The 19,249-nt window shown below is 39.3% G+C and carries 17 protein-coding genes; 14 read left to right on the forward strand and 3 right to left on the reverse strand.

Annotated elements, in window-relative coordinates:
• The first annotated feature begins 10 nt into the window (after window positions 1-10).
• From H8S51_RS09890 to H8S51_RS09925, 8 genes are all read left to right on the forward strand, one after another.
• Window positions 11-358, forward strand: coding sequence for a type II toxin-antitoxin system PemK/MazF family toxin (locus H8S51_RS09890; RefSeq protein ID WP_015560523.1), 348 nt, complete (start codon window positions 11-13; stop codon window positions 356-358).
• Between the two features lie 83 nt (window positions 359-441).
• On the forward strand, window positions 442-1,170 hold the full coding sequence (locus tag H8S51_RS09895) for a YebC/PmpR family DNA-binding transcriptional regulator (RefSeq protein WP_117921384.1): 729 nt from the start codon (window positions 442-444) through the stop codon (window positions 1,168-1,170).
• Between the two features lie 165 nt (window positions 1,171-1,335).
• Complete coding sequence (gene glgA / locus H8S51_RS09900; protein WP_117921386.1) at window positions 1,336-2,787, forward strand: glycogen synthase GlgA; 1,452 nt, start codon at window positions 1,336-1,338, stop codon at window positions 2,785-2,787.
• Between the two features lie 154 nt (window positions 2,788-2,941).
• A complete protein-coding gene (locus H8S51_RS09905) occupies window positions 2,942-3,595 on the forward strand; it encodes a ClpP family protease (RefSeq protein WP_117921388.1) in 654 nt (217 codons plus the stop codon).
• A 103-nt stretch (window positions 3,596-3,698) separates the two neighbouring features.
• Entirely contained in the window at window positions 3,699-4,577 is an 879-nt protein-coding gene (locus H8S51_RS09910) for an undecaprenyl-diphosphate phosphatase (protein ID WP_186898800.1), read from the forward strand.
• A gap of 21 nt (window positions 4,578-4,598) precedes the next feature.
• Window positions 4,599-7,367 (forward strand): FtsK/SpoIIIE family DNA translocase, encoded by a 2,769-nt coding sequence (locus H8S51_RS09915; RefSeq protein WP_186898799.1) that lies wholly within the window; start codon window positions 4,599-4,601, stop codon window positions 7,365-7,367.
• A gap of 18 nt (window positions 7,368-7,385) precedes the next feature.
• Window positions 7,386-9,056 carry a formate--tetrahydrofolate ligase gene (locus H8S51_RS09920; protein WP_186898798.1) on the forward strand — a complete coding sequence of 557 codons (1,671 nt, stop codon included), beginning with the start codon at window positions 7,386-7,388 and terminating at the stop codon, window positions 9,054-9,056.
• Between the two features lie 23 nt (window positions 9,057-9,079).
• The gene (locus H8S51_RS09925) at window positions 9,080-10,210 is read left to right on the forward strand and encodes a tetratricopeptide repeat protein (RefSeq protein WP_186898797.1); all 1,131 of its coding nucleotides are present in this window, start codon (window positions 9,080-9,082) and stop codon (window positions 10,208-10,210) included.
• Window positions 10,211-10,212: 2 nt separating this feature from the next.
• Here H8S51_RS09925 and H8S51_RS09930 read toward each other — a convergent pair whose 3' ends face one another.
• Entirely contained in the window at window positions 10,213-11,070 is an 858-nt protein-coding gene (locus H8S51_RS09930; RefSeq protein WP_117921398.1) for a helix-turn-helix transcriptional regulator, read from the reverse strand.
• Between the two features lie 416 nt (window positions 11,071-11,486).
• Here H8S51_RS09930 and H8S51_RS09935 point away from each other — a divergent pair, with 416 nt between their 5' ends.
• The 4 genes from H8S51_RS09935 (at window position 11,487) to H8S51_RS09950 (ending at window position 15,699) form a co-directional block, all read left to right on the forward strand.
• Window positions 11,487-12,863 carry an ABC transporter substrate-binding protein gene (locus H8S51_RS09935; protein ID WP_186898796.1) on the forward strand — a complete coding sequence of 459 codons (1,377 nt, stop codon included), beginning with the start codon at window positions 11,487-11,489 and terminating at the stop codon, window positions 12,861-12,863.
• 84 nt (window positions 12,864-12,947) lie between these two features.
• Window positions 12,948-13,835 (forward strand): carbohydrate ABC transporter permease, encoded by an 888-nt coding sequence (locus tag H8S51_RS09940; RefSeq protein ID WP_186898795.1) that lies wholly within the window; start codon window positions 12,948-12,950, stop codon window positions 13,833-13,835.
• 13 nt (window positions 13,836-13,848) lie between these two features.
• The gene (locus tag H8S51_RS09945; RefSeq protein WP_118208868.1) at window positions 13,849-14,685 is read left to right on the forward strand and encodes a carbohydrate ABC transporter permease; all 837 of its coding nucleotides are present in this window, start codon (window positions 13,849-13,851) and stop codon (window positions 14,683-14,685) included.
• Window positions 14,686-14,733: 48 nt separating this feature from the next.
• Window positions 14,734-15,699, forward strand: coding sequence for a glycoside hydrolase family 43 protein (locus H8S51_RS09950; protein ID WP_186898794.1), 966 nt, complete (start codon window positions 14,734-14,736; stop codon window positions 15,697-15,699).
• 79 nt (window positions 15,700-15,778) lie between these two features.
• Here the strand turns inward: H8S51_RS09950 and H8S51_RS09955 are convergent, their stop codons facing one another.
• Together H8S51_RS09955 and H8S51_RS09960 are read right to left on the reverse strand one after the other, a co-directional pair.
• On the reverse strand, window positions 15,779-16,357 hold the full coding sequence (locus H8S51_RS09955) for a xanthine phosphoribosyltransferase (protein ID WP_186898793.1): 579 nt from the start codon (window positions 16,355-16,357) through the stop codon (window positions 15,779-15,781).
• Window positions 16,358-16,422: 65 nt separating this feature from the next.
• Window positions 16,423-16,950: a hypothetical protein gene (locus H8S51_RS09960; protein ID WP_241070674.1), complete on the reverse strand. Its 528-nt coding sequence runs from the start codon at window positions 16,948-16,950 to the stop codon at window positions 16,423-16,425.
• Between the two features lie 159 nt (window positions 16,951-17,109).
• Between H8S51_RS09960 and rlmH the strand changes: the two genes are divergently transcribed.
• Window positions 17,110-17,601 (forward strand): 23S rRNA (pseudouridine(1915)-N(3))-methyltransferase RlmH, encoded by a 492-nt coding sequence (gene rlmH, locus H8S51_RS09965; RefSeq protein WP_118208864.1) that lies wholly within the window; start codon window positions 17,110-17,112, stop codon window positions 17,599-17,601.
• A 67-nt stretch (window positions 17,602-17,668) separates the two neighbouring features.
• Window positions 17,669-19,192, forward strand: coding sequence for a glycoside hydrolase family 43 protein (locus H8S51_RS09970; RefSeq protein ID WP_186898792.1), 1,524 nt, complete (start codon window positions 17,669-17,671; stop codon window positions 19,190-19,192).
• The last annotated feature ends 57 nt before the right edge of the window (window positions 19,193-19,249 follow it).

A 19,249-nucleotide genomic window follows, 5' to 3' on the forward strand; every position in this document is an offset into this window, starting at 1 on the left:
GTGGAAGTATATGGTAATTAGACGTGGTGATATTTTTTATGCAGATTTAAGACCGGTGATTGGCTCAGAACAGGGCGGTGTAAGACCGGTGCTTATTATACAGAATGATGTTGGAAACAGGCACAGTCCTACCGTGATCTGCGCAGCAATCACATCCCAGATGAATAAGGCGAAGCTGCCAACCCATGTAGAACTGGACAGCAGAAAATATGATCTTGTCAAGGATTCTGTTGTTCTTTTAGAACAGCTTCGCACGATCGATAAAAAACGGTTAAAAGACAAGGTATGTCATTTAGATTCCCAGATTCTGGTGAAAATAGATAAGGCGCTTGAGGTAAGTTTAGAGCTGTATACATAAATAGGCTTGCCAGAAAACGGAAATAGTGATAAAATAAAATGTATTTTTGAAGCAATAAACAAGTGAGAAAAGAGGAAGTATTTATGTCAGGACATTCCAAATTTGCGAATATTAAGCACAAAAAAGAAAAAAATGATGCAGCAAAAGGAAAGATTTTTACAATTATCGGACGTGAGATTGCCGTTGCAGTAAAAGATGGCGGTCCGGATCCTGCAAACAACTTTAAACTGGCTCAAATCATTGCAAAAGCAAAAGCAAGCAATATGCCAAACGATACGATTGAGCGTGGTATCAAAAAAGCATCCGGCGAAGGCAACTCTGTCAATTACGAGTATTGCACTTATGAGGGATATGGTCCAAGCGGAACAGCCATCATTGTAAAATGTCTGACCGACAATAAGAACCGTACCGCTGCCAATGTCCGTAACGCATTTACAAAAGGACATGGAAGTATCGGTACACAGGGATGTGTTTCCTATATGTTCGATGAAAAGGGACAGATCATTATCGCAAAAGAAGACTGTGAAATGGATGCGGATGATCTGATGATGATCGCACTTGATGCTGGTGCAGAAGATTTCTCTGAGGAAGAGGACAGCTATGAGATCATTACAAATCCGGCTGATTTTGAAGCAGTACATGCAGCACTTGAAGCAGAAAAGATTCCTATGGCAGAAGCGGAAGTTACAATGATTCCACAGAATTATGTAGAGCTGACAGCAGAAGAGGATTTAACCAATATTAACCGTATTCTTGATCTGCTTGATGATGACGATGATGTACAGGAAGTATATCATAACTGGGATGAATAAATAATATATAAAATACACAGGAAAACGACATGGAGAAGAAGTCTGTGTCGTTTTTTGTATGAAAAAGTTTTTCTGCATTGCAGTAAAAAAGATATGGTATTCTTTTCGGAAATGTTATATGATAATAGAAATAGATGTAGAATAAACACAGGAATGGAGATTGCTATGAAGAAAATACTTTTTGCAGCATCGGAGTGTGTTCCGTTTATTAAAACCGGGGGTTTGGCGGATGTATGTGGAGCATTGCCAAAAGAATTTGATAAGAATGAATGGGATGTCAGGGTTGTAATACCAAATTATAGCTGCATTCCGGATAAGTTCCGCAGCAAATTCGAATATGTAGCTCATTTTTATATGAGCACCGGCAGTTATATTACGAATAAATATGTCGGTATTTTAAAATATGTCATGGATGGCATTACATATTATTTTATTGACAATCAGGAATATTTTAACTGTGCAGTGCCATATGGAGATGTCCGCTATGATATTGAAAAGTTCTGTTTCTTTGACAAAGCTGTATTGTCCATGCTAAAACAGATTGACTTCTGCCCGAATCTGATTCACTGTCATGACTGGCAGACAGGTCTTATTCCGGTATATCTGAAAAATGAATTTCAGGCAGATTCTTTTTACTGGGGAATGAAGAGTATCATGACGATCCACAACCTGAAATTCCAGGGAGTATGGGATATCAAGACTATGCAGGGACTGACCGGATTTTCAGCTTCTTTGTTCACACCGGATAAACTGGAATTTAAAAAGGATGCCAACATGTTAAAAGGCGGACTTGTTTATGCAGATTATATCACGACTGTCAGCGATTCCTATGCGCAGGAGATTCAGACCGAGTACTATGGAGAAGGATTGAACGGTCTGTTATCTGCACGTCATTTTGATATGCAGGGTATTGTAAATGGTATTGATTATAAAGTTTATGATCCGGCAACAGATGGAAAGATCTATACGAATTACACACCATCGGATTTCCGGAAGAAAAAGTACATGAACAAGGTAAAACTTCAGGCAGAGCTTGGACTTGCTGTTGACAAGAAGAAATACATGATCGGGCTGATCTCAAGACTGACAGATCAGAAAGGCTTAGATCTTGTGAACTATGCGATCGACCGGATCGTGGATGATTATACCCAGCTGGTTGTCATAGGTACCGGAGATCCACAGTATGAGAATATGTTCCGCCATTATGCATGGAAATACGGTGATCGTGTATCTGCTAATATCTGTTATTCTGATGAACTTGCACATAAACTTTACGCAGCGGCAGATGCTTTCCTGATGCCATCCCGTTTTGAACCATGCGGGCTGACACAGCTTATTTCTTTCCGTTATGGTACTGTTCCGATTGTCCGTGAGACAGGTGGATTAAGAGATACGGTAAAACCATTTAATGAGTATGAAAATTCAGGAGACGGTTTTTCATTTGCAAATTATAATGGAGATGAAATGCTTTCTGTGATCAATTATTCAAAACATATCTTCTTTGACCGCAAGAAACAGTGGAATCAGATGATCGACCGTGGCATGGCAAATGATTATTCATGGAATAACTCTAAAGGGAAATACGAGGGATTATACAATTATCTGCTCGGATGCTAATTCTGTATGATTATTTTGCAGATTGGATATACTTAAATAAGGATGTCGTATAAAAAACAGGATGTTACAAACATCCTGTTTTTTCATTCATGACAATAGAATATTTAAAGAGCGTACCGTCTATTGTTTTCATATCATATGGAAGGAGTATATCATGGCAGAAAATCAGGAAAAGAAAAATGAAGAGATCAAAGAGTTTGGTCAGATACAAATGAAAAATAAGATTTCATTACTGACGATCATTGGGGAGATTGAGGGACACGACTGTCTTCCGGCAACTACCAAAACCACAAAATATGAGCATGTTCTGCCAAAACTGGCTGAACTTGAAGATAATCCGGATACAGAAGGGCTGTTGCTGCTTTTAAACACGGTTGGTGGTGATGTGGAAAGCGGTCTGGCGATTGCCGAAATGATTGCATCCATCCGGAAACCAACCGTTTCACTGGTTCTTGGCGGCAGTCATTCCATCGGTGTCCCTTTAGCCGTGTCAACGGACTATTCCTTTATTGTGCCATCCGGAACCATGGTGATCCATCCGGTTCGCATGAATGGAACCGTGATTGGCGCAAAACCAACATACGATTACTTTAAACAGATGCAGGACCGGATCGTACACTTTATCAGTACACATTCAAAAGCAACGGAAAAACGTTTGGAAGAGCTTATGATGAACACTGGAATACTCACAAAAGATCTTGGAACAATTCTGGTCGGAAAAGAAGCGGTAGATGAAGGACTGATCAATGAAGTTGGAGGTATTTCCGATGCATTTTCAAAACTGCATCAGATGATAGAAAAAAAATAACCAGTTAATGACAATCTGCCTCAAATATGTTAAGATAAAACATGTATGTAAAAAGTTACTGCAAAAGAACGATTTATTACGGAGATACAAAGAGGAGGCAGATATGTCATTATTACAGGCAATATTGATGGGGATCATACAGGGATTGACAGAATTTTTACCCGTGAGCAGTTCCGGACATCTGGCGATTTTTAAAATATTATTTGGGGTAGATACAGAGACAGGACTTTTATTTGATGTACTTTTGCATATCGGGACTCTGGCAGCTATTTGTGTTGTATACTATAAAGATGTTTTGAAAATGATTGTAGAGGGAATCGGTCTGATCAGGGATTGTATCATTAATTTCGTCCGTTTTATCGGGAATAAAACCGGCAGGACAGATGAGCCATATCTCCGTCTGGTAAACAGCAGCTACCGCAAATTAGTTGTTTTGATTATTGTATCCACGATTCCAACAGGAATCATCGGAGTGGTCGGAAAAGATGTCGTGGAGATGGCATCTGAGATATTACTTATTCCGGGGATTTGTCTGATTCTTACCGCTGTCCTGCTTTTTATTGCAGATCATGCAAAAGATGGAGATAAGCTGCCAAAAGGTGTTACATATACAAATGCATTTGGCGTCGGTATTGCACAGGGAATAGCAACGCTTCCGGGGTTGTCACGTTCCGGAACGACGATCACTGCATGTCTGCTCAGTGGTTTTAACCGTAATTTTGCTGTAAAATACTCATTTTTGATGTCGATACCGGCAATTCTTGGAGCACTGGTACTGGAATTAAAAGATTACACGGCAGCTGCACTTTCTGGTGCGGAAATTGCATACTATGTAGTTGGTATGATCGTAGCTGCTGTAGTAGGTTATGTCTGTATTAAGACAATGCTTATTGTTGTTCGTAGAAAGAAATTTACAGGCTTTGCTATTTACTGCCTGATCGTAGGCGTTATCTCGATCGGCGGATATATCTATATGGCATAAAATTGATTTGGAGGTAATATTTTGGCAACAGGGAATAGGAAGCGTTCTGCTGCCGGTAAAAGAACATCATCCGGCAGGAAAACAAATTCTGGACATAAGAGGACTACAAAAAAACAGCAGGAACGTGAAGCAGAATTTACACGTGAAGTGATCTTATGGATCGTAGTAGCTGTTTCACTTTTACTTTTTATCAGTAATTTTGGATTTGGCGGTACCATAGGAGGAACGGTCAGTCGTTTCTTTTTTGGTATATTTGGAATTATTTCATATATATTTCCGATTGTATTGCTGGTTGGTACTTTTTTTGCTGTTTCGAATCAGGGAAACAGAGTTGCGGCTGTAAAATTAGTGGCAGTCATTCTTTTTGTGGCATTTTTGTGTATGTTTTTCGAACTCATTTCCGATGGAACGGATGCGAAAACTGCAATGGATGCCTACCGGTATAGTTTTGATGCAAAAAGTGGCGGCGGACTGATCGGTGGCGTGCTTTCACATATGTTATGTTCCGGTTTTGGAATTATTGGCGCTTATGTGATCGATGTGATCGTACTTATCATTTCACTTGTACTTATTACCGAACGTTCCGCATTCCGTGGTATGCAAAAGGGTGGACGTAAGGTATATGAGTCTGCGAAGATCAGTAATGAGCGGCACAGAGAACGTGCAGAGATGCGAAGGGAAGAACGTGAACAGCGGGAGCAGCAGCGTAGAATGGACAGAAAGATTGAGGGAGTTGCTATCGATACCAAACTGATCCCGGATACGTCACAGAAACGTTCTCAGAATATCAGCGAGATTTTGCCGGAAGATATGATAGATCTGCCGGAGATCAAAGAGGAAAAACGTGTCACACTGACTGCAGGAAATGCACCACAGAAGATGGCTCCATCTGCATTTTCAGATGAGGCGTTAGAAGCAATGGGACAGGCTCTGACGGAAAAAACAGCGCTTTTTGCAGCGGAGGATGAGCAGGCATCTTTTCCAATCCAGATGGAAGAACCAAAAGTTTCACAGACAGTCGAAGAGGAAGAGATATTCGATATGCCGGGGCGTCCTGATCCTGCAATGGCATTTGGAATAGAGCCTTTTTCAGAGGATACCTCAGATCTATCATCATTTGAGGCTGATTTAGGATCTGATTTATCGGAAGAAGAATCAGTTGATGAAGATATACAGGCGCAGCAGACCGCTGCAGAACAAACCGGACCTGTAAAACGTGAAAATGTATCTCACGAGCCTGTATATATGAAAAATGAAGATGCAGCTGAACCGGTAATGGAAACAGATCTGGAAACTGCACCACCTGAGAAAGCGTATGTATTTCCTCCTGTTACACTTCTGAAACAATCTGAAAACAAGCAGGGAGATACCAGAAAACAGTTACAGGAAACTGCCATGAAGCTGCAACAGACATTAAAGAATTTTGGTGTTAATGTCACGATCACAAATATCAGTTGCGGACCTGCCGTAACAAGATATGAATTACAGCCGGAAATGGGTGTAAAAGTAAGCAAGATCGTTAATTTGGCGGATGATATCAAGTTAAATCTTGCAGCAGCGGATATCCGTATCGAAGCACCGATCCCTGGAAAGGCAGCGATTGGTATTGAAGTTCCAAATAAGGAAAATATTATGGTGTCGTTCCGCGAGCTGGTGGAATCTGAGGAATTTCAGTCCCATCCATCGAAAATTTCTTTCTGTGTCGGAAAAGATATCGGTGGTAAAGTATCTGTAGCTGATATTGAAAAAATGCCGCATCTTCTGATCGCAGGTGCAACGGGTTCCGGTAAATCTGTCTGCATCAACACGATCATTATGAGTATTTTGTACAAGGCAGATCCGAAGGATGTAAAACTGATCATGGTAGATCCGAAAGTTGTGGAGTTAAGTGTTTACAATGGTATCCCGCATCTTCTGATACCGGTCGTTACTGATCCGAAAAAAGCAGCAGGTGCCTTAAACTGGGCAGTAGCAGAAATGACTGACCGTTATAATAAATTTGCCGAAGCGCATGTCCGGAATTTAAAAGGATACAATGCTAAAATAGACAGTCTTCCGGATGTGGAAGGTGATCCGAAACCGGAAAAAATGCCTCAGATCGTCATTATCGTGGATGAGTTAGCAGATCTGATGATGGTTGCACCGAGTGATGTGGAAGGTGCGATCTGCCGGTTGGCTCAGCTTGCACGTGCAGCCGGGATTCATCTTATCATTGCAACCCAGCGTCCTTCTGTAAACGTAATCACCGGATTGATCAAGGCAAATATGCCAAGCCGTATTGCCTTTGCGGTAACATCCGGTGTTGATTCAAGAACAATTCTTGATATGAACGGTGCAGAAAAACTGCTTGGGAAAGGCGATATGCTTTTCTATCCGCAGGGAATTCCAAAGCCGGTCCGTGTACAGGGAGCATTTGTTTCTGACAAGGAAGTATCAGATGTTGTCAATTACATCAAAGAGGAAAATGGACAGGTTTCATATAGCGCGGCAGTGGAAGAACATATGAATAATATAGAATCTGAAAATACTACTGTGAGCATTGATTCAAATTCGGGAACCGGAGATGGAAGAGATGCATATTTTGCAGATGCCGCAAAACTTTTGATCGATAAAGAAAAAGGGTCTATTGGAATGTTGCAGCGTTATTTTAAAGTTGGTTTTAACCGGGCAGCAAGAATTATGGATCAGCTTGAGGAGGCCGGCATTGTCGGTCCGGAAGAAGGTACAAAACCGCGCCGCGTTTTAATGACGCAGGAGCAGTTTGAACAATACGAAGAAGAATATTTATAAGACACGAGGAGGATCATTATGAAAACAGACATCGAGATCGCACAGGAAGCAGAAATGCTGCATATCCGTGAAGTAGCCGAAAAACTTGGTATCACAGAGGACGAATTAGAACTTTATGGAAAATATAAAGCAAAGCTCTCTGATGAACTGATGGAACGCATTAAAGATGAACCAGATGGAAAATTAATCCTTGTAACAGCAATCAATCCAACTCCGGCGGGAGAAGGCAAAACAACGATCAGTGTAGGACTTGGTGAGGCATTTGGACAGCTTGGAAAGAAAGCAGTGATCGCACTCCGTGAACCGTCCCTTGGACCGTGTTTTGGAATTAAAGGCGGTGCTGCCGGAGGCGGTTATGCACAGGTAGTTCCAATGGAAGACTTAAATCTTCATTTTACCGGAGATTTTCATGCGATTACTTCTGCAAACAATCTGCTCGCTGCATTGCTTGATAATCATATCCAGCAGGGAAATGAGCTTGGTATTGATCCAAGACAGGTTGTCTGGAAACGTTGTCTGGATATGAATGACCGTGTCCTTCGAAATATTGTAGTCGGTCTTGGCAGAAAAATGGATGGAATGGTCAGGGAAGATCATTTTGTTATCACCGTTGCATCAGAAATTATGGCTGTATTATGTCTTGCAGATGATATGCATGATTTAAAACGCAGACTCGGAAAGATCATTGTTGCATATACTTATGATGGTAAGCCTGTTACTGCAGATGATATCAAAGCGACCGGCGCAATGGCTGCATTATTAAAAGATGCTTTAAAACCAAACCTGATCCAGACTTTAGAGCACACACCGGCAATTGTTCACGGCGGACCATTTGCAAATATTGCACATGGCTGTAACAGTGTACGTGCTACAAAGACAGCTTTAAAACTGGCGGACTATGTCATCACAGAAGCCGGTTTTGGTGCAGATTTAGGTGCAGAAAAGTTTTTTGATATCAAATCCCGCATGGCAGGGCTCCATCCGGATGCTGTTGTCTTAGTTGCAACGGTAAGAGCATTAAAATACAATGGCGGTGTTGCAAAAGCTGATCTTGGTGAAGAAAACTTAGATGCCTTAAAGAAGGGTATCGTAAATCTTGAAAAACATATCGAGAATTTACAGAAATATGGTGTTCCAGTTGTCGTGACATTAAATTCATTTGTTACAGATACGAAAGCCGAGACCGATTATATTGAACAGTTCTGCCGTGAAAGAGATTGTGAATTTGCACTTGCAGAAGTTTGGGAAAAAGGTGGAAAAGGTGGAGTAGAACTTGCCGAGAAAGTATTAAAAACCTTAGAGACAAAGGAAAGCCATTTCAAACCATTATACCCGGATGATCTTTCACTGGAAGAAAAAATCGAGACGATTGCAAAAGAAATTTATGGAGCTGACGGTGTGACATATGCACCTGCTGCTGCAAAGGAGTTAAAGCGCATTGCTGAGATGGGAATGTCAGATTTCCCTGTATGTATGGCAAAGACACAATATTCCCTGTCTGATGACCAGACGAAACTCGGACGTCCTAGCGGATTTACCATTAATGTGAGAGAAGTTTATGTTTCTGCCGGAGCAGGTTTTGTTGTAGCGGTTACCGGAGCGATCATGACAATGCCTGGACTTCCAAAAAATCCGGCAGCATACGGTATAGATGTTGATGATAACGGTGTGATCACAGGATTATTTTAATAAGTCGAAAGCGAGGATATCCCATGAAATGTGCGAAGTGTGGGGCAGAGTTAAAAAAAGGCTGCCTTTACTGTTCTGTCTGTGGCCACGAAGCACAGATAGTTTCGGATTACAACGTACTTGAGGATGATTATCTGCGTTCACTTCTAAAAGACGGAGAAAGTGCAAAAAATCCGCAAAAGACGGAAGTAGAACCCAAAAAAAACAAAAAGAAAAAAAACAACCATCTGCTGCTGATTCTCTGTTGCTGCTTTATAGTGACAGGTGCGGCAGTTGGTGTTGCTGTAAAACTTTATATAGATAATAAGAATGCAAATTCCTACGATTATCAAATTGAAATGGCTGAAAAAGAACTGGTAGATCATAATTACGAAAATGCACTTCAATATTATAAAACCGCATTGGCATTGCAGCCAGATGATATCAAAGTACGTGAGGCAATGGCAGAAGTCTATACCAGCCAGAAAGAATATGATTCAGCACTCGTTTTATATATGGAAATCCTTCAACTTGACAAAACGAATAAAGAGGCTTATCAGCATCTGATCTCCATTTATGATGAAATGGGGGATTATGACAACATTCTTTCTTTAAAAGAAGATGTTACGGATGCGGATATACTTGCATTATTCGATGATTATGAGGTTGGTGAACCGATCATATCTCCGCTTAGTGGGCAATATGATGATTATATTACAGTCGTGATCTACTCAATTGCCGGAAATGACATTTATTATACGACGGATGGCACTGTCCCGGATAAAGAAAATGGGATTCCATATCCACAGGGAGGTATTCCGCTAAATCATACTGGAAATTTTGAAATCAATGCTGTATGTTGTAATGAAAAAGGCATCTACAGTGATATCGTAACAGAAGAATACCAGATTCAGTTTAAAAAACCGGATCTGCCATCTGTCTCACCAGATGGAGGAGTTTTCTCTGAGGAGACCACTGTAACAATCACACAGCAGAAAGAGTGCACGATTTATTATACATGGGATTCTACAGATCCAACAACAGAATCGGCTGTTTATACAGAACCGATTGTTGTTCCGGAAGGGGATTATGTATTATCTGTCATGGCAGTAAATAACAAGACAGGTTTAGTCAGTGATATCTATCGTGTAAATTTTGGATATCATCCACAATGATATCAGGACTGATACATGTTCCGAAACTCTGTTGGAGTACAATTTTTTATAATTTTAAACATCCGCATAAATGCGGAAATACTATTATAACCGGAGTGAATGGCCACTTCGGTTATATTTATATTGGGATCTAACAGAAGTTTTTCAGCATATGAAATCCGCTGGTTGTTCAGGTATTTATAAAAAGAAATATTTGTAAATTCTTTAAACAATCTGCTGAAATGATATTTTGAAAATCCTGCTAAAGCAGCAACCTGTTCTAAGGTAATATCTTCTGTACAATGCTGGTTGATATATTGACAAATACTGATAAATTTATCAATATACTCTTTTTGTTTTGTTGGTTTTGTGTCAGCAAATTTTGCCGGGGTACTGGCAATCTGTCTGCCAATCAAAACGATAAGCTGTAAAAATTTTGCATAAACAGACGTCTCATATAACGGTGTATCAGAGAGATATTCATCTCTGATTCCAAACATAAGAGACATAGCTTCCTCGTGAATGGCAGGAGCCTCCTCCGGAGTGATCAAAACAGCCGGCTGTAAAAAAGGCAGAAATGCAGTAAACTCTTCAAATGGTTTTCCACTGTTCATATCAACCTGAAAAATAATTCGTCGCCCATGACAGGCTTTCATATGGTGCAGAGTACCCGGAATAATAACAATAATGTCTCCTTTGCGCATATGAAATGGAATCTGATTGCAGTCTACATCATATGTTCCTTCTGTTGGCATGATCAGCTCGATGGGTGTATGCCAATGAACCGGATATTCTTCATAATCAGTATTATCAAAAAGCATAAGGGATGAGTTATTTTCAAATCCAACTGTTTCACGAACACCATCTAAATATTTTATCATTCAAATCTCCTTTTCTATGTAAACTTCCTTAGAATTATTTTTTGCCATGTTCTGCATAAATCAGATTATATGTATTTTTTAAATTGATATAAAAATATAAATTTCATTACGAAATATTGCATTTTATTAATCGAAAATCTATTGCTGTTTCTTAAGATATATATACAATATATCAATTTTAAAAACAATATCATTTTATAAAAAAGGAAATGTGCACAAAAAATATAATAATATTTTGAAAAATACTACCAAATTATGCAATTTGTACTTTGAATTAAATACAAAAAAAGCAAGAATTGATTATGAAAAAGCAATTATTGTATAGAGAATAAAACAAGTAAGAAATAAGATAAGATTGTCAAATAAATCAATTCACACAGTCAGAATATCTGACAGGTGAAAGAAGGGGGTTACATATGAAGTTAAAAAAAGTTTTAGCAACAGGTCTTTCCTTATTGATGGCAATGGGAACGATAGCAGGTTGTGGAGTATCTACTGATACCGGGGTAAACACAAATGCTTCGTCTGAATCAGGAGTTGCAGCTGCTGAAAAAACAGACCAGAAAGAGGAGAGCACTACAAAAACAGACGGGGATGTAGAAGAGATTACCTGGATGTTCTGGGATGACATGGAGGCAACGGAAGATCTTATCACATTGGGTTATAAAGATGTCATCGACAGATTCAACAAAGATTATGAGGGGGTTTATCACTGTAATGTGATCACAACAAATCTGGAAGAATACTATACAAAATTAAATGCATTAGTTGCTTCCAATCAGACACCGGATGTATTTATTGTTTCACCTGGACCAAATCTTACAGATTATGTGGAGCCGGGGGTTGCGGCTGATCTTACAGATTATTTGCATGAAGACGGATGGTACGATACGTTTAACGGTGGTGTATTTGATAAACAGACTTATGACGGAAAAATTTACGCAGTACCTACCAATCTTGCAGCAGCGTGTGTATTTTATAACACAGAAATGTTTGCAGATGCCGGTGTAGATGTTCCGGAAACATACGATGATCTTCTTGCAGCATGTGAGACACTTCAGTCAAAAGGTTATACTCCGATTACGATCAGTGCAGGAACAGCATGGTGTTTATCAATGTTGTGCGGATATCTCTGCGACAGAGAAAATGCAGATCTTGATGCAATTGCAGCAGGTAATGCAAGCTGGCTTGATCAGCCGTTCCAGGATGCAGCAAATAAAATGCTTGAGTTATCAAAATATTTCCAGCCAACAGCAGCAGGAGATACAAATGATGTTGCAACTGCAAACTTTTATAATGGTGAGGCTGCGATCTTAATTCAGGGTTCCTGGGCAATCGCACAGATCAATGGTTCCAATCCTGATTTTGAAGAAAAATGCGGTGTATTCCAGTTCCCGGCCATTGAAGGCGGTAACGATCCAAACCGTATCATTGCAAAAACAGACAGCCTTGCAATGAGCTCTACTACGGAGCATCCGGATGCATGTATTGCATTAATGAAATATTTTACTGATGAGACTGCACAGAAATATACAGCAGAGATCGGTGGAAAGATTCCGGTTACCAATGTTGATATTAATTATGATAAAGCTCCAAAGCAGTTAAAGTATGTGATGGATATCTTTGCAAAAGCAACCGGAACATTTGGATTCTATAATGAATCACTTGCTTCCACAGAAGCCGGTTCAACATTTGATGATGCAATGGTTTCTATTTATCTTGGAAACAATTCAGTAGAAGATGGATTACAGATCATTGAAGATTTTTATAAGGAAAATGTCTGGAATAAATAATGTATAGCTGAAGTACCTGAACACGGGATCTGTTATGGATCCCGTGTTCACAAATAGAATGAATGTGTTGATGGGGGAAATTTTATGGATAAACTATTACGGGATAAAAAAGCCATCTGTCTGTTTCTTGCACCGGGAATAATTCTCTTTACCCTGGTATTATTTATACCAATCTGCCAGTCGATTTATTATTCTCTCTGTGATTGGGATGCGTTATCGAAACCCGAATTTATCGGATTTGGAAATTATATTAAATTGTTTACGAAAGATACAACCATGCAGATCGCATTGAAAAATTCAATATTTTTTATGATTTTTTCCGTAGTATCACAACTTGTTGTTGGTCTTTTTTTAGCAGCATTACTTACGAATATAAAAAAAGGAAGAAACCTTTTTAAGAATATATATTATCTGCCATGTGTACTTTCATCAGCAGCACTCGGACTGTTATGGATGTTTATTTTTACACCAAAACTTGGTATCAATCAGGTTCTTGCAACATGGGGAATAGAAGGACCACTCTGGCTGATGGATGTCAGCGGATATATTACACTTCCGATGAAAGTGATCGCATTTGTTGCATTGTGGCAGTATGTAGGACAATCTATGATGCTTTATATGGCACAGATATCAGGAATCGATAAATCACTTTATGAAGCTGCCTATATCGACGGAGCAACTAAAACAAAAGCTTTCTGGTATGTTACCATGCCATTGATCCGTCCAATGATGGCGATTGCAATGTCCTTAAACTGTATTGGCGCATTAAAATTCTTTGATCTGATCTTTAACATGACAGAAGCCGGACCAAATCATCAGACGGAAGTTCTTGCAACACATCTTTATACGCAGGGATTTAAATATTTTAAATACGGATATGCAAGTGCGATCGGTGTTGTGCTTTTAATTTTATGTCTGTTGGTTACATTTTTCATTAATAAGTTTGTAAAAGTAGAAAACTATGAAATGTAAGGGGGAAATTTACATGAAAGGAAATAAAAAAGCACTGGCATGGAAAATCGTGATATATATATTCCTTGTATTGATGGCTTTTCTTTATTTAGCACCATTGGTATGGATGTTTTTTGTTTCGCTGAAAACGAATACAGAAATTTTTAAAAGTCCATTTGCATTGCCCGAAGAAATACAGCTTGGAAACTTTATTTTTGCATGGACTGCCGGAAAACTTGGTATTGCAACCTTAAATTCAGCTATTGTATGTGTTACCGCATTAATCCTTAATATTATCATAGGCTGTATGGCAAGTTTTGCACTCGGAAGACTGCGTTTTAAAATGTCCGGTGCAGTTATGACATATTTCCTGATCGGAATGATGATTCCAATCCACTGTATTTTAATACCATTATTTAAAACATTTTCAAATATGCATTTATATAACAGTCTGCTTGGTTTGATCATACCTTATACCGTAGTATCACTGCCTACAACAATTTTTATTATGACAGGATTTTTCAAAAATATGCCAAATGAAATGTTTGAGGCTGCCTGCATAGATGGATGCTCTATTTATAAAATATTTACATCCATTGCATTGCCATTATCCAAAACAGGTATTTTTGTAACAGCATTGATGGCATTCGTCGGGAACTGGAATGAACTTCTTTTAGCAATGGTATTTATCTCAGATGACGCAAAAAAAACACTGCCGGTAGCATTATCCAAGTTTGTAGGACCTTATAATACAAATTATACACAGATGTTTGCTGCGATTATCATTGCAATCCTGCCGACAATCATTGTTTACTGCTGTTTTAGCAACCAGATCGTAGACGGATTGACTGCGGGTGCTGTAAAAGGCTGATGTTAGCATGATATATATAATCATAAAAAGATTTGAAGGAGAAAAAGAATGGCAAAACAAAAACAACCACTGGTAAAAAATATTTATACTGCAGATCCATCTGCACATGTATTTGAAGGAAAAATTTATATTTATCCTTCACACGATCTGCAGCATGAATGTGAAGACAATGACAATGGAGACCAGTATAATATGGAAGATTATCACATTCTCTGTATGGATAATGTAGACAGTGAATGTGTTGACTGTGGTGAAGTATTGCATATGGATGAAGTTCCATGGGTATCAAAACAAATGTGGGCACCGGATGCGGCATATAAAAATGGAAAATATTATCTGTTTTTCCCGGCACGTGATAAGGAAGGTATTTTCCGTATCGGTGTTGCAGTATCCGATAAACCTGCCGGAAAATTTATCCCGGAGAAAAATTATATAGAAGGAAGTTTCAGCATAGATCCTGCTGTACTGGTAGATGATGATAATGAGGCATATATTTATTTTGGCGGCTTATGGGGCGGACAACTGGAAAAATGGAAAACCGGAGTATTTGATGAAAATGCCACAGAACCAGATATGGATAAAAATGCAGTCGGACCAAGAGTTGCGAGATTAAGAGAAGATATGCTTGGCTTTGCAGAAGATGTAAAAGAAATTGTCATTTTAGATGAAAATGGAGAGCCTTTAAAAGCAGGAGACGAAGACCGGAGATATTTTGAAGGACCATGGATGCACAAATATCAGGGAAAATATTATTTTTCCTATTCGACAGGAACTACACATAAAATTGTTTATGCTGTCGGAGACGATCCTATGGGACCATTTCAGTACAAAGGTGTAATTTTAGAACCGGTACTCGGCTGGACAACACATCATTCCATCGTACAGGTTGGTGAAAAATGGTATCTTTTTTATCATGACTGTGAGTTGTCCGGAGGAGTTAACAGTATGCGCTGTGTGAAATACTGTGAACTTCAATATAATGAGGACGGAACGATTCAGACTATAAAACCATAAGTAGATTCTCTTCTATTTAAATATAGCGGTAAGAAAAAAGCCTGATGGCATATTTTCTTACCGCTATTTATATTTTCTATTATTCTTCCGGAATAAATTCAATCAGATCTTTTCCAAGTTTACTGATGCGGGCGAGAGAGTATACATCAATGCCCTGTTCCATTAATTTTCCGCGTCCCGGCTGGAATGATTTTTCAATCAGGATACCGACTCCGGCGATCGTTGCATGTGCTTTGCGCAGCAGGCGGATTGCTCCTGTTGCAGCTTCGCCGTTTGCAAGAAAATCATCCACGATCAATACATGGTCATTTTCATTGATAAACTGCTGGGATAAGGTCAGTTCATAGCTTGTCCCCTTGGTAAAAGAAGTGATTACTGTCTGAAACAGATTATCATTTAATACCTTAGAAGGCTGTTTCTTTAAAATGATCATTGGAACATTCAGTGCCAGTGCTGTCATAAGAGCCGGAGCAATACCGGAACTTTCGATCGTTACAACTTTTGTTACTCCGCAATCTTTATAATGTTCGGCAAATGCCTCACCGATCTGCTGCATCAAAACAGGATCTACCTGATGGTTTACAAAACTGTCTACCTTTAAAATATCTTCATTGACTGCAATTCCTTCAGAAAGAATCTTCTCTTCAAGTATTTTCACAATAGCCACCTCATATATTCAAATATTTTGTCCATTATAACACATATATCTGACAGAAAAAAGCACTATGCCAAAAATATTTTATCATAAATTGTTTCTATGATGTGATCAATAAGTGAGGCATTCGTCTGCGGATATTTTTCAAGAAGCAATCCCTTCATGATTTCATAACGCAAAAAATAATTCTGCTCTTCAGATTCATCTGAGATACCGGCATCTGCATTGATTTTTTCTGCCGTATATGTATCTAAAAACCACTGACAGATTTCTTCAAACTGCTGTTCCTCACGGTCAGCGGCGTTTGAAAGAGATTTTAATTCCATAAATGAATGTATGCCGACAAAAAGAAAAATAGCAAACATCACACCCATAACAATAAGGATCATTGTTTTAGAGTAAGCAGCACTTTGAAAAGGAAGCAGATCGAGTCCGAATAAGATCAGAAGAATAAATCCAACGACACTTACGATTGTAAATGTATATGCAGTGGATGTGACATCTTCTTTTTTTGTTTTCTTTGATACATATGCGTGAGACGGTGCTAAGTTGCTCTCGGCTGCATTGTTGCTGATATCAAATGGTTCCTGTGACATAATTTTCCTCATTTCCAGATGAATGAACATCTATTGTTTTTCAAGTAGTTTTAGTATAAATTATAATGTAGATGCATGCAAGCGGATTTGCTAGAATAAGGATAAATGAGTTCGCAGCATAATTCCGTGGAGAGCATAAATAAAACTATGTGAGGAACTATGAAAGTTACGATTTTATGTGTAGGAAAGATCAAAGAAAAGTTTTACAGGGATGCAATTGCAGAATACAGCAAACGATTAAGCCGTTACTGTAAATTAGACATCATAGAAGTCGCTGACGAAAAGACACCGGAAAATGCAAGTGATACGGTAGAAAACCAGATCAGAGAAAAAGAAGCAGAGCGTATCCTGACGCGTCTCGATAAAGAAGCAAAAGAGGGTGCATATATCTTTGCCCTTGCAATCGATGGTAAGGAGTTAGATTCCGTGGAGTTATCGAAAAAGATTGAAAATCTCGGAACTTCCGGGATCAGCCAGATCATTTTTCTGATCGGCGGATCGCTCGGTATGTCTGAAAACCTGCTAAAACGTGCTGATTTTAAACTCAGTTTTTCGAAAATGACGTTTCCGCATCAGCTTATGCGTGTGGTTCTGCTAGAGCAGATTTACCGCAGTTACCGGATTATGAATGGCGAACCGTATCATAAATAATGCAGTCAGCGGGAGTGTCTTTGAAATGAGCAGCCTGCCCTAAACTGCTGTCAAAGGAGAGGTAAACATGAAAGTACAAAATCCAGTTGTCCGGGGGTTTTACCCGGATCCAAGTATCTGCAGTGCAAACGGCAAATATTATCTTGCCTGCAGTTCGTTTGAATATTTTCCGGGGGTTCCATTATTTGAAAGCGATGATCTGTTAAACTGGAAACCGATCGGTCATTGCCTTACCAGAAAAAGCCAGGTCAATTTATATCAGGTTCCCGGTTCCGGCGGGGTGTTCGCACCGACGATCCGCTTCCATAACGGACGGTTCTATATGGTTACCAACAACAATACCTATCAGAAAAATTTTTATGTCTATACAGACGATATCTACAGCGAATGGTCGGATCCCGTTTTTGTGGATCAGGGCGGTATTGATCCGTCTTTGTATTTTGAAGGAGACAAAGTTTATTTTATCAGCAATGGAACGGATGAATCAGATGGAAGAGGCTGTATTTTCCAGTGTGAGATCGATATCACAACCGGAAAACGTCTGACAGAAAGCAGACCGATCTGGAAGGGAAGCGGCGGCCGTTATATTGAATCACCGCATATGTATCATTTTGGGGACTGGTATTATCTCATGGTTGCAGAAGGTGGTACGGAATATGGTCATATGGTAACTTATGCAAGGTCAAAAGATCCTTATGGACCATTTGAAGCGTATGCCCAAAATCCGGTACTTACCAACCGGAATCTGGGTGGTAATGAAAATCATATACAGGGAATCGGTCATGGTGATCTCATAGAGACGCCATATGGAGAAACTTTTATGGTATGTCTTGGATTCCGTATCCAGAGTGACTGGATGCCGTTCCATCATTTAGGACGTGAAGTGTTTTTGGTTCCTGTTACCTGGGATAAGAACGGATGGTTTACGGCAGGTGTGGACGGAACAGTGCAGACTGTGATGGATCTGCCATTAAAAGCTTCAGAACAGAAGATAAATGGACGGTATGATGTTTCTTTTGAAACAATAAAAAACGAACCGCAGCGTTTTTGTCATCTCCGTGAATATCATCCGGAATGTTATGAATTTACTGAAAACAGTGTGACACTTTTTGGTAACCGTTTTACACTAAATGATACTGAGTCACCAACATTTTTAGGAGTCCGTCAGTCGGAGTTTGATACAGAACTTACCGTTTCACTTACCGGCAATTCTCCCGAAGCAGGCATCACATTTTATCTGTCAGAGGAACATCATTATGATCTTGCTGTTTTGTGCAAAGAGAAAAAGCGTACATTGATCCTGCGTCTGCGGATCGGAGATGCGGTTATGACAGCAAAAGAAATAGAACTGCCGGAAGATGCACAGATTATTTTAAAAGTGGTATCTGATGCAGCGCAGTATCATTTTTATGGATTCATAAATGAAGAGGAAATTTTGCTTGGAAGTGCGCGTACAAAATACTTATCCTCAGAAGTTGCAGGAGGATTTACCGGAGTTGTGATGGGCATGTATGCAGTCAATCCAAATGAGGATCAGAAACAGAAAGCCCAGTTTACAAATTTATACTGGAAACAGGGAACAGACAGATAATGAAAATAGTCCGAGCTTATTGATCTAAAAGCCCGGACTATTTTTTATGAAGATTTC

It is taken from the genome of Roseburia rectibacter (genome assembly GCF_014287515.2).
In the GTDB taxonomy this organism is placed as follows: domain Bacteria; phylum Bacillota; class Clostridia; order Lachnospirales; family Lachnospiraceae; genus Roseburia; species Roseburia rectibacter.

What these genes read in the sequence shown, in the direction of transcription:
- H8S51_RS09890 (WP_015560523.1), top strand. Translation starts at nt 11, where the DNA reads ATGGTAATTAGACGTGGTGATATTTTTTATGCAGATTTAAGACCGGTG.
- rlmH (WP_118208864.1), top strand. Translation starts at nt 17,110, where the DNA reads ATGAAAGTTACGATTTTATGTGTAGGAAAGATCAAAGAAAAGTTTTAC.
- H8S51_RS09905 (WP_117921388.1), top strand. Translation starts at nt 2,942, where the DNA reads ATGGCAGAAAATCAGGAAAAGAAAAATGAAGAGATCAAAGAGTTTGGT.
- H8S51_RS09945 (WP_118208868.1), top strand. Translation starts at nt 13,849, where the DNA reads ATGAAAGGAAATAAAAAAGCACTGGCATGGAAAATCGTGATATATATA.
- H8S51_RS09970 (WP_186898792.1), top strand. Translation starts at nt 17,669, where the DNA reads ATGAAAGTACAAAATCCAGTTGTCCGGGGGTTTTACCCGGATCCAAGT.
- H8S51_RS09935 (WP_186898796.1), top strand. Translation starts at nt 11,487, where the DNA reads ATGAAGTTAAAAAAAGTTTTAGCAACAGGTCTTTCCTTATTGATGGCA.
- H8S51_RS09960 (WP_241070674.1), bottom strand. Translation starts at nt 16,950, where the DNA reads ATGTCACAGGAACCATTTGATATCAGCAACAATGCAGCCGAGAGCAAC.
- H8S51_RS09950 (WP_186898794.1), top strand. Translation starts at nt 14,734, where the DNA reads ATGGCAAAACAAAAACAACCACTGGTAAAAAATATTTATACTGCAGAT.
- H8S51_RS09925 (WP_186898797.1), top strand. Translation starts at nt 9,080, where the DNA reads ATGAAATGTGCGAAGTGTGGGGCAGAGTTAAAAAAAGGCTGCCTTTAC.
- H8S51_RS09930 (WP_117921398.1), bottom strand. Translation starts at nt 11,070, where the DNA reads ATGATAAAATATTTAGATGGTGTTCGTGAAACAGTTGGATTTGAAAAT.
- H8S51_RS09895 (WP_117921384.1), top strand. Translation starts at nt 442, where the DNA reads ATGTCAGGACATTCCAAATTTGCGAATATTAAGCACAAAAAAGAAAAA.
- H8S51_RS09910 (WP_186898800.1), top strand. Translation starts at nt 3,699, where the DNA reads ATGTCATTATTACAGGCAATATTGATGGGGATCATACAGGGATTGACA.
- glgA (WP_117921386.1), top strand. Translation starts at nt 1,336, where the DNA reads ATGAAGAAAATACTTTTTGCAGCATCGGAGTGTGTTCCGTTTATTAAA.
- H8S51_RS09940 (WP_186898795.1), top strand. Translation starts at nt 12,948, where the DNA reads ATGGATAAACTATTACGGGATAAAAAAGCCATCTGTCTGTTTCTTGCA.
- H8S51_RS09920 (WP_186898798.1), top strand. Translation starts at nt 7,386, where the DNA reads ATGAAAACAGACATCGAGATCGCACAGGAAGCAGAAATGCTGCATATC.